Source organism: Streptomyces sp. NPDC004629, from assembly GCF_042873595.1.
In the GTDB taxonomy this organism is placed as follows: domain Bacteria; phylum Actinomycetota; class Actinomycetes; order Streptomycetales; family Streptomycetaceae; genus Streptomyces.
Genome location: NZ_JBIALO010000027.1, coordinates 27186 through 41912, shown reverse-complemented (window position 1 = coordinate 41912; position 14727 = coordinate 27186). Strand labels below are relative to the sequence as shown.

Here is a 14727-nt window from a genome sequence, read left to right as displayed (position 1 = left end):
GGCGAGTGCGGCTTCGTCGTGGCCGGGCGCGCCTTATCGCGTGCCGCGGGCTCGCCGCGGGCGAGTGCGGCTTCGTCGTGGCCGGGCGCGCCTAATGGGGTGCCTCTTTAGCGCCGTGGGCGGGTGCCGGTTTGTCGTGGCTCGGCGCGCCGTTCCTCGCGCCCCTTGCGGGGCGCTGACCCGTGCCCCTGCGCCCAACAGGGTGCCCCGTTAGCGCCGTGGGCGGGTGCCGCGTCGTCGTGGCCGGGCGCGTCGTTCCTCGCGGCCCTTGGGGGCCCAAGGGGGTGCCGCGGGCATGTGCCGGCGGCCGGGGGTTCAGGGGGTCGTGATGACGTCCTTGGCATTGCCGGTTGCTGTTCGGTGGGTGGCTGACTTCGAGATCGGGCTGTCGTTCTTCAGCGCGTTCCAGATCAGCTGGGACTTCGTCTTGTCGAGGAGGACCCGGTTGGGGTTCGCGGGGTCGTACTGGACCGGCATCGTGACCATGGTCATGTGCGCCGCGCTGATGCCCTTGAGGCCGTTCGCGAAGCTGACGAGCGAATTGACCGAGCCGAGGTCGGAGTCGGTGGTGACGGCCTTGGTGGCGCTGTCGGCGAGACCGTACAGCTTCGTCGGGTCGGTGAGCACGCCGATCTGCTTGACCTGCTCGACCAGCGCCTTGACGAACGCCTGCTGGAGCTGGATGCGGCCGAGATCGGAGCCGTCGCCGACGCCGTGCCGGGTGCGGACCAGGCCGAGCGCCTGCTCACCGGTCAGCTGGTGGGTGCCGGCCGTCAGGTCGAGATGACTCTGCGGATCGTCGATGTCCTGGGTGGTGGTGACCGTGACCCCGCCCAGTTCGTCGATGAGCTTCTGGAAGCCGCTGAAGTCGACCTCCAGATAGTGGTCCATGCGGAGGCCGGTGAGGGATTCGACGGTCTTGACCGCGCAGGCGGCGCCGCCGGTGGAGTACGCGGAGTTGAACATCACGCCGTTCGCGGCCGGGTGGCTGCCGCCGTCGGTGTCGGTGCACTCGGGCCGGTCGACCAGCGTGTCGCGGGGGACGGAGACCACACCGGCCGTCTTGTGGCCCTCGTAGATGTGGACGATCATCGCCGTGTCGGAGCGGGCGCCGCCGTCGTCGGCGCCGCCGCCGAGCTTCTCGTTGGAGCCGGAACGCGAGTCCGAGCCGAGGACCAGGATGTTCTCGGAGCCGTTGTCGGCCTTCGTGGGCCGGTCGGTGCCCAGGGCCTGGTTGATGTCGACGCTCTTGATGTTGCCGTTGAGCTTGAAGTACACGTATCCGGCGCCCGTGCCGCCCAGCACCACGATGCCCGCGGCCGTCCAGGCCGTGATCAGCAGGGCCTTGCTGCGCTTGCGTGTCCTGCGATGGCGGGACCGCTTGGTGCCGGACTCGGGTATGCCGGGCCCCGGCGTGCTCTCGGCGGACATGTGCTCCTCGGTCCTGGTCGGGTGCTTCGGTTACCCCCTGCTTCCAGGGTCGGTCGCGGTGCCTGTCGCACCATCGTCGCTCTGCCTGGTCAGACGGCGAAACCGGGGACAGGGTTGCATGACTCGCTGTGCCCGCCCTGTGCAGGGGCGGGCACAGCGAGTAAGGAATCGAACCGGACAGGTCCGGCTCACCTGGGCTTTCAGCCCCAGATGTCGTACTGCTGGTAACCGGTGCCGAGCGAGACCCTTGTGGTGAAGATCTCGCTGGTGCCCTTGCCGCTGCCCTTGTACAGGTAGAGCGTGCCGCTCTTGGTGCGGGCCAGGAAGTCGGCCTTGCCGTCGCCGGTGAAGTCACCGACGGCGTCGAAGGCGTTGAAGCCGGTCCAGGCGCTGCGGACCTTGACCCGGGCGGAGAACGCCCCGCTGCCGGCCTTGCCGGTGCCCTTGTACAGGTACAGGTCCCCGGTGCTGCTCTTGCGCGCGAGCAGATCGGCTTTGCCGTCGCCGTTGAAGTCGCCGTGACCGCGCACGACGTTGTACTGGTTCCAGCCCGTGCCGACCTGCACGCGCGAGCCGAAGGTGCCGTTGCCCTTGCCCGGGTAGATCCACAGGGTCCCGCCGGAGTCGACGGACAGGACGTCGGGCAGGTAGTCGCCGGTGACATCACCGGGCGTGATGATCCGGGTACGGGTCTTCCAGCCGGTGAAGATCTTCGTCTGCGCCCAGGAGCCGCTGGCGATCACATAGTGCATCCAGTAGATGTCGCCGGTGCCGCTGTCGCGGACCACCAGGTCCTGGATGCCGTCGCGGTTGAGGTCGGTCTGCAGGACGACGTTGACGCCGTTCCAGTTGCCCCAGGAGATACGGGCGGCGAACGAGGTCCCCTTGGAGTCCTTCTCGTAGCCGGTCTTGGTGGCGGCGGCGCGCACCCAGACGTCGGCCTTGCCGTCGGTGTAGCTGAGGTTAGCGTCGTCGACCTGTGCGTAGGCGGCGCCGACGTAGGCTCTGACCTTGGTGAAGACGCTGTAGGCGCCCTTGGCGACGCAGTCCGTCACGCCCCAGGAGACGACGCCCACGATCCGGCCGCCGACCACGAGCGGGCCTCCGGAGTCGCCGTTGCAGGCGGAGGTGGTCCCGGTGTCGCTGCCGGTGGCGGGCTTGCCCGCGCACACCATGTGGCCCTTGACGAAGTCGGCGCCGTAGTAGCCGGCGCAGGTGGTGTCCGACTGGACGGGCAGCGTGGCCGTCTTCAGCGTCCCGGAGATGTCGTCGGTGGTGGAGCTGGTGCGGCCCCAGCCGTACACCTTGGCGCTGGTGCCCGACACGTACGAGGCGGTGTCGCCGGACGTCGTCATCCGGATCGGCGTGGCCTTGACCGGGGCGCCCAGGGTGAGCACCGCGATGTCGTTGTCGAGCGTGCTCGCGCTGTACGACGCCTGGTTCCACTGGCGCAGTACGCCGGTGACGGTGCCGCCGTGCAGGTCCGTGCCGCCGGAGGCGTCGGTGGTCGGCAGCTGGGCGGTGCCGGTGACGATCGCGCCGTTGGCCTTCCAGTTGTAGCCCTTGACGCAGTGTGCGGCGGTCAGGATCTTCGTCGGCGAGACGACCGAGCCGCCGCAGAAGAAGCCGATGTCGTCGCTCTCGGTGGTGGTGCCCCGGTCGTCGTAGTACCAGAGCTGGGCCATCCACGGGGCCGAGGTGATGGTGGTCTGGCTGCCGCCGATGATCTTCGGGTCGATGCCGGTGGCGCGGGTGTCCGCGCTCAGCGACGCCTTCTCGACCGGCTGTCCCGGAGTGTCGTCGCCGGCGAGGGCGCCCGCGACGCGCTGCTCCAGCGTGGTGAGCGACGGTGTGGCGAGGGCCGGCTCGACCGTCGGGGTCGGCACGGCGGTGGTCGCGCCCGCGGAGGTGGTCAGCAGCATGGCGGCGAGGGCAGCGGCGACGCCGACGGCGGCGACGGGCAGCCCGATGCGTATCCGGCGTCTGTGACGGCCGCCGGACATGGTGGTAGGCAAAGAAGTCCCCCCAGCTGAACAAGCGTTGGAAGGGGTGCAAGACAGCACACCCGTTCCTATCAGCGCCAAAGGGCCGGCCCCCGTCACTCAACGACGAGAACCGACCCAAAGCCCACCCAAGGGGCGCGGGGAACTACGCAAAACCACACTTCACCCGCACCCACCCCACGACAGCCAGCCCCCCAAAGGGGCGCGGGGAACTGCGCAAAACCACACCCCACCCGCACCCAACCGACCGCAGACGCCCAACGGCGCCGCACCCCGGCCAAACCCAGCGGAGCGCCTAGTCGCCGTTACCAGGCGCAGGCGTCGTCTTCTGGATCTGCATCAGGAACTCGACGTTCGACTTGGTCTGCTTCATCTTGTCGAGCAGCAACTCGATCGCCTGCTGCTGGTCGAGCGCGTGCAGAACACGACGCAGCTTCCAGACGACGGACAGCTCTTCGTTGCCGAGCAGGATCTCTTCCTTACGCGTACCGGACGCGTCGACGTCCACCGCCGGGAAGATCCGCTTGTCGGCGAGCTTCCGGTCCAGCTTCAGCTCCATGTTGCCGGTGCCCTTGAACTCCTCGAAGATCACCTCGTCCATGCGGGACCCGGTGTCCACCAGGGCGGTGGCAAGGATGGTCAGCGAGCCGCCGTCCTCGATGTTGCGGGCCGCACCGAAGAACCGCTTCGGCGGGTAGAGGGCGGTCGAGTCGACACCACCGGACAGGATGCGGCCGGAGGCCGGCGCGGCCAGGTTGTAGGCCCGGCCCAGACGCGTGATCGAGTCGAGCAGCACGACGACGTCGTGGCCCAGTTCCACCAGCCGCTTGGCCCGCTCGATGGCCAGCTCGGCGACCGTGGTGTGGTCCTCGGCCGGGCGGTCGAAGGTCGAGGAGATGACCTCGCCCTTGACCGACCGCTGCATGTCGGTGACCTCTTCCGGACGCTCGTCGACGAGGACGACCATCAGGTGGCACTCGGGGTTGTTGTGAGTGATCGCGTTGGCGATCGCCTGCATGATCATGGTCTTGCCAGTCTTCGGCGGGGCCACGATCAGACCGCGCTGGCCCTTGCCGATGGGCGAGACGAGGTCGATGATCCGGGTGGTGAGCACGCCGGGGTCGGTCTCCAAGCGGAGCCGGTCCTGCGGGTACAGCGGCGTCAGCTTGTTGAACTCCGGTCGGCCGCGCCCGTGTTCGGGGGCCATGCCGTTGACGGAGTCCAGACGGACCAGCGCGTTGAACTTCTCGCGCCGCTCGCCTTCCTTGGGCTGGCGGACCGCGCCGGTGATGTGGTCGCCCTTGCGCAGGCCGTTCTTGCGGACCTGGGCGAGGGAGACGTACACGTCGTTCGGACCCGGAAGGTAACCGGACGTACGGATGAAGGCGTAGTTGTCGAGGATGTCCAGGATGCCCGCGACGGGGATCAGGACGTCGTCCTCGGCGAGCTGCGGCTCGGCGATCTCGTCACGGCCACGGCGGCCACGGCGGTCACGGTAGCGGCCGCGCCGGCCACGGCGCCCGCCCTCGAAGTCGTCGTCGTCCTGCTGCTGCTGCCGGTCCTGGCGGCCGCCCTGCTGGTTCTGCTGCCGGCCGCCCTGGCCCTGGCCCTGCTGCTCGTCGCCCTTGCCCCGGCGGTCACGGTCACGGTCCCGCCCGCGCTCGCGGCGGTCGCGACGGCCGCGGCCCTCGCCCTCGCCGCCGTCGCCCTTGGCCTCGCCCTGCGCGGAGCCGCCGGCCTGCTCGGCCGATGTCGGCTTGGTGGCAGGCGTCTCGGCCCTGGTCTCGGTCTTCGCCTCGGCGACGACGGTTTCGGGGCTGCCCGCCTCCGCGGTGGCGCGGCGCCGACGGCGCTCGGCGGGGGCGCCGTCTTCGGTGCCCGCCTGCTCGGCGGGGGCCGCGACCTTGGGAGAGGGCTGGCCGGGGATCTCGATCTGCTGCTGGGTCACGGCCTTGTCGGCGGGGGCCTCGGCCTTGCCGGCGGTCTTCTTGTCCGCCTCCTCACCCGTACGGGTCCGGGAGGTGGCACGGCGCTTCGGCTTGGTCTCGGTGGCGTCCGCCTTGGCCGCGGGGGCACTTGCCCCGGCGGGGGCGCCCCCGGCCTGCGCCTCCTTGATGACCTCGATCAGCTGGCTCTTGCGCATGCGCGCCGTGCCCCTGATGCCGAGGCCGGATGCGACCTGCTGCAACTCGGCCAGCACCATGCCCTCAAGGCCGGCACCGCGGCGCCGCCGGGAGCCGGCACCGCTGGCAGGCGCGGAGGCGTCCGTGGCGGGCGCGGCAGCGGTCTCCTCGACACGTGCGCCCATCAGATCGGTGGTGTCGCTCACGAAGGGTCCTTCCCTGGAGCGGACGTCGGCCTGTCTGGCTCGGCGACCGGTTGTGCTGTCCGGCTTCGGCCCTTGCTGTGTGGACCGTGCCGGGGCGGTGGTCCGCCAAAGCGGCGGAAGAGATTTCTGGTGATGGCGCTTCCTTGAGCCGTGGCACCCAGTGTCACGTGGCGTGGTCGCACCGATTCCGGAGCGTGCCCGGCGATCCGCTCAGTGCCCTAGTGCGGCGTACTGCCCAGGTACGACGTACAGGACACGAAGTGGCTTGGGAGGCTCCCGGAAGAATGTCTGTCCCGGACGGGGACACGAAGCACCTCGCCATGGTGGGGTCGGGTGCAGACTTGAGGTTAACACTACCGGATCCAACAAACATTCCCCCTCTCCAAATCCGGCAACCGGGTGTCAGGTCGCAAGCGGAAGCACGCTCGCTCCCCGGAGGTCGAGGCCCAGCCGGTTGGCGGCCCAGCCGGTGCCCGCCAGGGCCTGCACCTTGTCGGCGGTGCCGGCGTCGGCAAGCGCCATGACGGTGGGTCCGGCGCCGGAGATCACCGCGGGGATCCCGTCGGCGCGCAGCCGCTCCACCAGCGCGGTGCTCTCCGGCATCGCCGGTGCGCGGTACTCCTGGTGGAGGCGGTCCTCGGTGGCGGGCAGCAGCAGCTCGGGGCGCCTGGTCAGGGCCTCGACGAGCAGGGCGGCGCGGCCCGCGTTGGCGGCGGCGTCGACGTGCGGCACGGTGCGCGGCAGCAGACCGCGCGCGGTCTCGGTGAGAACCGGCCTCCCGGGCACGAAAACCACCGGAACGATGGAATTGTCGGGCTCCATCCTGATGGCCCGGGCGGCACCCTCCTCGGTCCAGGACAGGGTGAAACCGCCGAGCAGACACGCCGCCACGTTGTCGGGGTGGCCCTCGATCTCGGTGGCCAGTTCCAGCAGGGCGGGGTCGTCGAGCCGGGCCTCGCCGCCTATGGTCACCGCCCGCGCGGCGACGATGCCCGCGCAGATGGCGGCCGAGGAGGAGCCCAGGCCACGGCCGTGCGGAATGCGGTTGGCGCAGACGATCTCCAGGCCCCGGGGCTGTCCGCCCAGCAGGTCGAAGGCGGTGCGCAGGGAGCGTACGAGGAGATGGTTCTCGTCACGTGCGAGCGTCTCGCTGCCCTCGCCCGCGATGTCGATATGCAGTCCGGAGTCGGCCACCCGGACGACCACGTCGTCGTAGAGCCCCAGCGCGAGGCCGAGGGCGTCGAAGCCCGGGCCGAGGTTGGCGCTGGTGGCGGGAACGCGCACCCGGACGGCGGCGGCGCGGAACGCTGGACCGGCCATCGCTCGATGACTCTCCTTGAGCTGCGTGCTTGTCGAATGACATTCGATACGTACGTACGTGACCTGACCTCGGGCCGCGGAGACGGCGCGGCACCGCTGTATGCGCGGGCATATGCGGCAGGCGGGTTCTGTACAGCCTATCGAAGGAAGGTTCTGCGGCGACATAGGGCGCACGGGAGGCGCACGATGCGTGTCGCAAGCCCCCCGTGCACCCCTCCTAGGGAGTCCCCAGGTTAGGACGCCGGGAAGGCCGACCCGGTTGACCCGTCCGACGGGGTTGCCGGTTCGGCCGCCGAGACCGTCAGGCCAGCCCCAGCCGCTGGGCCGCGGAGGCCGCGTCGACCGGGACGGTGACCGGCTGCGGGGCGCCCGCGACGGCCCAGTCGGGGTCCTTGAGGCCGTTGCCCGTGACCGTGCAGACGATGCGCTGACCGGGGTCGACCAGGCCCTGCTCGGCGGCCTTCAGCAGGCCGGCCACCGACGCGGCGGACGCGGGCTCCACGAAGACGCCCTCCTGCGCGGCCAACAGCCGGTAGGCACGCAGGATTTCACGGTCCGTCACCTCGTCGATGAGGCCGCCCGACTCGTCTCGGGCACGCAGCGCGTACTGCCAGGACGCGGGGTTGCCGATGCGGATGGCGGTGGCGATGGTCGAGGGGTCCTTGACGATCTCGCCTCGTACGATCGGGGCGCTGCCCGACGCCTGGAAGCCCCACATCCGCGGGGTCCGGGCCGCCACACCGTCGGCGGCGTACTCCTGGTAACCCTTCCAGTACGCGGTGATGTTGCCCGCGTTGCCGACCGGCAGCACATGGATGTCCGGGGCGTCGCCCAGCATGTCCACGATTTCGAAGGCGGCCGTCTTCTGCCCCTCGATACGCACCGGGTTGACCGAATTGACCAGCGCCACCGGGTAGTTGTCGCTCAGGTTACGGGCGAGCGTGAGGCAGTCGTCGAAGTTGCCGTCGACCTGGAGGATCTTCGCACCGTGCACCAGCGCCTGGCCCATCTTGCCGAGCGCGATCTTGCCCTGCGGGACCAGCACGGCCGAGACCATCCCGGCACGCACCGCGTACGCGGCGGCGGAGGCGGAGGTGTTGCCGGTGGAGGCGCAGATGACCGCCTGGGCCCCCTCCTCCTTGGCCTTGCTGATGGCCATGGTCATGCCGCGGTCCTTGAAGGACCCCGTCGGGTTGGCACCCTCCACCTTCAGGTGGACCTCGCAGCCCGTGCGCTCGGAGAGCACCTGCGCGGGCACGAGGGGCGTGCCGCCCTCACGGAGCGTCACGACCGGTGTGGTGTCGGATACCGGCAGCCGGTCCCGGTACTCCTCGATGATTCCGCGCCACTGGTGGGTCATTGCTGGTTACTCTCCTTCAACCCGCATGATGCTGGCGACACCCCGCACGGTGTCGAGCTTGCGCAGCGCCTCGACGGTCCCGGACAGGGACGCGTCGGAGGCGCGGTGGGTGACGACGACGAGGGATGCCTCCCCGCCCTCCCGTCGCCCACCGCCACCCTGTTCGATGGCGACTGCGTCGCCGCTGCTTTGATTTCTACCCTGCTGCCGAACCGTATCGATGGAAACACCGTGCTCAGCGAACACGGTGGCGACCTGGGCGAGAACGCCCGGTTTGTCGGCGACGTCGAGGCTGATGTGGTAGCGCGTGACGACGTCGCCCATGGGCGATACGGGCAGCGCGGCGTACGCCGACTCGCCGGGCCCCGTGGCCCCGCCCAGCCGGTTGCGGCACACGGCCACCAGGTCGCCGAGGACCGCGGACGCGGTGGGCGCGCCGCCCGCGCCGGGACCGTAGAACATGAGCTGCCCGGCGGCGTCCGACTCCACGAACACGGCGTTGTACGCGCCGCGCACGGAAGCGAGCGGGTGGGTCAGCGGAATCATCGCGGGGTGCACGCGCGCGGTGACCGACCCGCCGTCCTCGGCCCGCTCACAGATGGCGAGCAGTTTGATGGTGCAGCCCATCTGTTTCGCCGAGGCGAAGTCGGCGGCGGTGACCTCCGTCATGCCCTCGCGGTAGACGTCGTCGAGGCGCACGCGCGTGTGGAAGGCGATCCCGGCGAGGATGGCGGCCTTGGCCGCGGCGTCGAAGCCCTCGACATCGGCGGTCGGATCGGCCTCCGCGTATCCGAGGGCGGTGGCCTCGTCCAGCGCCTCCTGGTAGCCGGCCCCCGTGGAGTCCATCTTGTCGAGGATGAAGTTGGTCGTGCCGTTGACGATGCCGAGCACGCGGTTGACCTTGTCCCCCGCGAGCGACTCGCGCAGCGGCCGGATCAGCGGGATGGCACCGGCGACGGCGGCCTCGTAGTAGAGGTCCTCGCCGTTCTCCTCGGCCGCGGCGTGCAGCGCGGCGCCGTCCTGGGCGAGCAGCGCCTTGTTGGCGGAGACGACGGAGGCGCCGTGCTCGAAGGCCGTGGTGATGAGGGTGCGGGCGGGCTCGATGCCGCCGATCACCTCGACGACGACGTCGATGTCCCCGCGCTTGACCAGGGCGGTGGCGTCGGTGGTGACCAGGGCCGGGTCGATGCCCTGGCGCACCCGGTCGGGCCGGCGCACGGCCACGCCCGCCAGTTCCACCGGCGCTCCGACACGGGCGGCGAGGTCGTCGGCGTGCGTCGTCATGATGCGCGCCACCTCTGAGCCGACAACCCCACAGCCCAGCAGCGCCACCTTCAGCGGACGCGTACGCATCATCCGACCTCGTTTCCTCATACCGTCTACGGTTGGACCAGTCTCACTCACCGGACGGCGGTTTCTACCCTTCGTCCGGATCGTGAGACGTCTATTTCATTGTGCCGGGACGGAAAACCGGAGATCTTCCGGCCTCACAGACGCCGTCGCCCGCTGCCGTCGCCCGACGCGGTGGTCGTACCCGATGCCGGACCCCCAGTGTCACGCGACGGCGGATCCACCCGGCGCCGGGCTCACCCGACGTCGAGCCGCAGCAGGTCCTCCTCCGTCTCGCGCCGCACGATCACCCGGGCCTCACCGCTGCGCACCGCGACCACCGGCGGCCTGAGCGCATGGTTGTAGTTGCTGGCCATGGACCGGCAGTAGGCGCCGGTCGCCGGGACCGCGATGAGGTCACCGGGTGCCAGATCGGCCGGCAGGAACGCGTCCTTGACCACGATGTCCCCGCTCTCGCAGTGCTTGCCGACGACCCGGCACAGCATCGGCCCGGCATCCGACGCCCGGGAGACGAGCGCCACGCTGTACTCGGCGTCGTACAGCGCGGTCCGGATGTTGTCGGACATGCCGCCGTCGACCGAGACGTATGTCCGCAGCCCGTCGAGCGGCTTGACGGTGCCGACCTCGTACAGCGTGAACGCGGTCGGCCCGACGATGGCCCGGCCGGGCTCCACGGAGATGCGCGGGGTGCGCAGCCGGGCGGCCTCACACGCGCGGGAGACGATCTCGGTGAGCGCCTTGGCGATCTCGTGCGGCTCACGCGGGTCGTCGTCGCTGGTGTACGCGATCCCGAGCCCGCCGCCCAGGTCGATCTCCGGCAGTTCCACACCGTGCTCGTCCCGGATGTCCTGGAGCAGGCCGACCACCCGGTGGGCGGCGACCTCGAAGCCGGACATGTCGAAGATCTGCGACCCGATGTGGGAGTGGATCCCGATGACCTCAAGACCGTCGAGCTGCAACGCCCGCCGCACCGCCTCCGCGGCCTGCCCGCCGGCCAGCGGGATGCCGAACTTCTGGTCCTCGTGGGCGGTGGCGATGAACTCGTGGGTGTGGGCCTCGACGCCCACGGTGACCCGGATCTGGACCTTCTGCCGCTTCCCCAGGGACTGCGCGATGTGCGCGACCCGCACGATCTCCTGGAAGGAGTCGAGGACGATCCGGCCGACGCCCGCCCGCACGGCCCGTTCGATCTCCTCGGCGGACTTGTTGTTGCCGTGGAAGGCGATCCGCTCGGGCGGCATGCCCGCCAGGAGCGCGGTGGACAGCTCGCCCCCGGAGCACACGTCCAGGTTGAGCCCCTCCTCGTGCAGCCAGCGCACCACGGCCCGCGACAGGAACGCCTTCCCGGCGTAGAAGACATCGGCGTCGTGCCCGAAGGCGGTGCGCCAGGCCCGCGCCCGGGTGCGGAAGTCCTCCTCGTCGAGGACGTACGCGGGCGTGCCGAACTCCTCGGCGAGCCGCTTGACGTCGATGCCGCCCACGGTGACGACACCGTCGGCGCCGCGGCCGACGGTGTGCGCCCACACCTTGGTGTCGAGCGCGTTGAGGTCGGTGGGCGGGGCGGAGTAGTGGCCCTCCGGGAGGACATCGGCGTGACGGGGCCCGGCGGGATGTGCGGAACGACTCATGACAGTGGCTCTCTGACTCTCAGGCTCTCAAGGCTTGCTCCGGTGCTCTCCAGGGCTTTCACCGGGGCACTCAGAGGTGGTCGGGGGCATCGATGCCGAGCAGGGACAGGCCGCCGGCCAGCACCGTCCCGACGGCTTCGGCAAGCGCGAGCCGGGCGCGGTGGGCGGCCGAGGGTTTCTCGTCACCGTGCGGCAGAACGGTCGGCAGAAACGGCAGCGCGGCATCGGCGACGGCGACGAGATGCCGCGCGATCCGGTCCGGGCCGTGGTGCAGGGCTGCGGCGCGGAGGATGCGGGGGTGATCGGCGAGGGCGGCGAGAAGCGGGCGTACGGTCGCGGCGGACGGGCGGGTCGCGAGGATGCCGCGGGTTTGTGTCGCCGTGGGGTGGGTCGATGCGGCCGTGCTGGTGCCTGTGGCTGGTGCGGCCGGGGTGGTGGCCATGGCCGGGGTGGTGGCCGTACCCGTGATCGTCGGGTGGGCCGGGGCGGCCGTGCTTGTGATCGTCGGCTGGGTCTGCGCGACCGTCGGGTCGGCCGGTGCGACCGTCGGGTCGGTCAGGTCGTCGCCGGGTTCGGCGGTGAAGCCGAGACGGGCGGCGTTGCGGGTGAGGGCCCGGGTGCGGGCGTACGCGTAACGGACCCGGAAGAGGGGATTGCCCTCGCGCTGGACCAGATGGTCGGCGGTGATCCGGGGCCGGTCGTGCGGGGCGGGATACAGCAGCGCCCAGCGGGCGGCGTCGGGCCCGAGCGGCGCGGGGTCCTCCGGGGCCGGCACGGGACGCAGGTTCACCGGCTCACCGTGCCCGATCTCGACCCGGCCGCCCTGGGCCGCCACGATCCGCACCAGCGCGTCGGCGACGACCTCGGCCCGCGCCTCGTACGGCACCCGCAACGCGACGATCTGCCCGGCGAGCGCGTCACCGTGACCGTAGGCGGCGCCCCGGTCCCGGATCTCACGCACGAGCGCACCGACGGATGCCGCGCCCGGCTCCAGGCTGATGTTGATGAACCCGGGGCCGGTGACGACCACGTCCCCGATTCCCTCGGCGCCGACGAGATACGGCCGCAGAATCTCGGCGACCCGCCGAGCGGGCTTCCCGGCCGACCGGGCGAGTTGCAGGGCGACATTGGTGGCGTAGTCCCCGCACCCCCCGGGCCCGGGGGCGGTCACCACGGCCCGCTCAGGCACGGTCACGCTCAGCTCCCCCCCGTCCACGGCACGACGCACCGCGCCCAGCACGGTACGGGAGAACTCGACGGGGGTCACGGGACAAGCGTAGGGGAGGAGGGGAGCGGGTAGGCGAACAGGTTCGGCCGGGGTCCGCGATACGGACACCGTCGCGGGGGCCGCACGCGAGGACGGCACGCCGGGGACCGGGGGGTCGGGCTCGGGGCCTGGAGGTCCTGTCGTGGGGTGCGGCTGGCGCAAGGCGAGGCAGGAGCCAGACAAGGCGACAGGCGACGCAGCTCACCTCACGTCCTGCCTGCACTACCTGCCCAAGGCGGCGCACCCGCCGATCGCCCCGCCGCCCATTTCTAGCTGGAGAACTCGGAGTCAGGGGTACGCGCCCCTCCCCCGACATCCCCCACTTCGAGGCCGTCTTCAAGCCGAGCACCACCGACCATCCCACGGAGATCGGCCCCGCCCTCGTCGCCCCCACCAAGATCACCACTGAGAGAGCCACCCACTCCCCCGCCACCCACCTGACGCCCGGCCCCCTCGCGGCCCCGCTCAAGCAGCTGCCGTACGAGCCGTACGAGCTGGGCGGGCTCGAAGGGCTTGGCGAGGAAGGCGTCGACACCGACGTCGAGCCCACCCTCGACCTCGTTCTGCGTACAGGCGCTGACGATGGCAAGCGGAAGATCATGCGTCCGCGGATCGGCCCGCAACTGCGCGGCGGTACGCAATCCGTCCAACCGGGGCATTACGACATCGAGCGTCACGACGTCGGGCCGCACCTGATGAACGACATCCAGACACTCGGCACCGTCGGCCGCGGTCACGACCTCGATACCCTCCAGTTCGAGATTGACCCTGATCAGCTGTCGGATGACCTTGTTGTCGTCCACAACAAGCACCCGCCCCGAAGCGCCTGGCACACCACGAGAGTAGGTCGGGACCGGCCACCGCGTCCGGCTTTTCCCCACTTCCACCCGTCCGAGGGAGCCCCACCCACCGCAAACCCGTTCCTGATCACCCCGAGAGACCTGCTAGTGTTCTACCCGTCGCAACGAGCAACAGCTCCACACCCGACACGCCCCCGTAGCTCAGGGGATAGAGCAACGGCCTCCGGAGCCGTGTGCGCAGGTTCGAATCCTGCCGGGGGCACTCGCCTGGTCATCCAAAGTTGATTAGAGACCTGGGCAGATGCCGACACGAGAGAGCGGGAGTCAGTCTCACTGACTCCCGCTCTTTCTCGTTGTCTCTCAGCGTTCACGACACACCTCCGACACAGCCTCGGTGGGTCGTCCAGTCCGTACAGGAGGTCGACGGGTGGAGATCACAGCCAAGGAGTTTCGGGCGACAGCCCTCCCTCAGCCACTGCGGTTCCCCCCTCCCTACGCCGACAGGACAACAAACCCCGCTGGGTACTCCTACTGGTGGCAGCTACTCAAGATCGTTTTTGATCTGCCAGACCCCCGACAACTCCCCTCGTTGGATGGGTTCTCCGCAGAAGAGCTCGGAATAATCAAACGCTACGTCAGGTGTTGCGAAGAACTAGCGGAGTCAACGGTGCTCAGCAGCGATGCTGGAATTAAGTTGAGCGTCAAGCGCGCCGAAGACGGAAGTCAGAAACAAACACTCACGGCGAAATTTCCACCTCGGGAAGCCATCAGAGGCACCACCGTGCTCTTCCGACAGTTGTACAGCAACGAGGAACGAGCAAGTTACACCAAGGTGCGCAAGATTATCGGACGCCGCATCCACAGCACCCCGGACCCTGATCGCGACCGCCGCGATGAGATACAAAGGCGATGGAACCGAGCTCACGGACAGTTGCGCGCGTACCTCCTGACCTACATGGCAGACCGCACTGTGTGTGAGGCGCGGGGCTGGCACACGGGAAGCATCCCTAACGCCGACGCCAAGCCGGAAGCACTGATAAAACTTTTCCTGTACGGTGACCTGATCCACTGGGGAGATGGCGCGGAAGAACTCGACCAACTTTCTAGCGATGAAGCTAAACATGCATGGAACACGCTGCGCTACCTAGAAGTCGTCGCCCAGCTCAGCCACTTCTATCTGGGTTACTCGCTTCTCGCGAAGGCAGCAATTAAGCAGTTCACGTAGCTGTGAGAGGCGGG

General features: G+C 69.8%; 10 protein-coding genes and 1 tRNA gene. 2 read left to right on the top strand and 9 right to left on the bottom strand.

Annotation, left to right across the window (positions count from 1 at the left end; all coding sequences use genetic code 11):
* Window positions 1-315: 315 nt before the first annotated feature.
* The 9 genes from ACFYTE_RS32175 to ACFYTE_RS32135 all read right to left on the bottom strand — a co-directional run bounded on the left by ACFYTE_RS32175 (window position 316) and on the right by ACFYTE_RS32135 (window position 13569).
* Window positions 316-1431, bottom strand: a complete 1116-nt coding sequence (locus tag ACFYTE_RS32175; RefSeq protein ID WP_388718240.1) for an LCP family protein — start codon at window positions 1429-1431, stop codon at window positions 316-318.
* Between the two features lie 200 nt (window positions 1432-1631).
* Window positions 1632-3434, bottom strand: coding sequence for a trypsin-like serine protease (locus ACFYTE_RS32170; RefSeq protein WP_388718236.1), 1803 nt, complete (start codon window positions 3432-3434; stop codon window positions 1632-1634).
* Window positions 3435-3729: 295 nt separating this feature from the next.
* Window positions 3730-5763 (bottom strand): transcription termination factor Rho, encoded by a 2034-nt coding sequence (rho, locus tag ACFYTE_RS32165; protein WP_388718233.1) that lies wholly within the window; start codon window positions 5761-5763, stop codon window positions 3730-3732.
* Between the two features lie 402 nt (window positions 5764-6165).
* Window positions 6166-7083 (bottom strand): homoserine kinase, encoded by a 918-nt coding sequence (thrB, locus tag ACFYTE_RS32160; RefSeq protein ID WP_388718230.1) that lies wholly within the window; start codon window positions 7081-7083, stop codon window positions 6166-6168.
* Between the two features lie 301 nt (window positions 7084-7384).
* On the bottom strand, window positions 7385-8443 hold the full coding sequence (gene thrC, locus ACFYTE_RS32155) for a threonine synthase (protein WP_388718227.1): 1059 nt from the start codon (window positions 8441-8443) through the stop codon (window positions 7385-7387).
* Between the two features lie 6 nt (window positions 8444-8449).
* On the bottom strand, window positions 8450-9799 hold the full coding sequence (locus ACFYTE_RS32150; protein WP_388718413.1) for a homoserine dehydrogenase: 1350 nt from the start codon (window positions 9797-9799) through the stop codon (window positions 8450-8452).
* Between the two features lie 230 nt (window positions 9800-10029).
* Window positions 10030-11421, bottom strand: coding sequence for a diaminopimelate decarboxylase (lysA, locus tag ACFYTE_RS32145; RefSeq protein ID WP_388718224.1), 1392 nt, complete (start codon window positions 11419-11421; stop codon window positions 10030-10032).
* 70 nt (window positions 11422-11491) lie between these two features.
* A complete protein-coding gene (nrtL, locus tag ACFYTE_RS32140; protein WP_388718221.1) occupies window positions 11492-12688 on the bottom strand; it encodes an ArgS-related anticodon-binding protein NrtL in 1197 nt (398 codons plus the stop codon).
* Window positions 12689-12957: 269 nt separating this feature from the next.
* Complete coding sequence (locus tag ACFYTE_RS32135) at window positions 12958-13569, bottom strand: response regulator (protein WP_388718411.1); 612 nt, start codon at window positions 13567-13569, stop codon at window positions 12958-12960.
* Window positions 13570-13678: 109 nt separating this feature from the next.
* On the opposite strand from ACFYTE_RS32135, the gene ACFYTE_RS32130 reads away from it, so the two are divergent.
* A tRNA-Arg gene (locus ACFYTE_RS32130) sits at window positions 13679-13750 on the top strand.
* Between the two features lie 405 nt (window positions 13751-14155).
* Window positions 14156-14713 (top strand): hypothetical protein, encoded by a 558-nt coding sequence (locus ACFYTE_RS32125; protein ID WP_388718218.1) that lies wholly within the window; start codon window positions 14156-14158, stop codon window positions 14711-14713.
* Window positions 14714-14727: the final 14 nt, after the last annotated feature.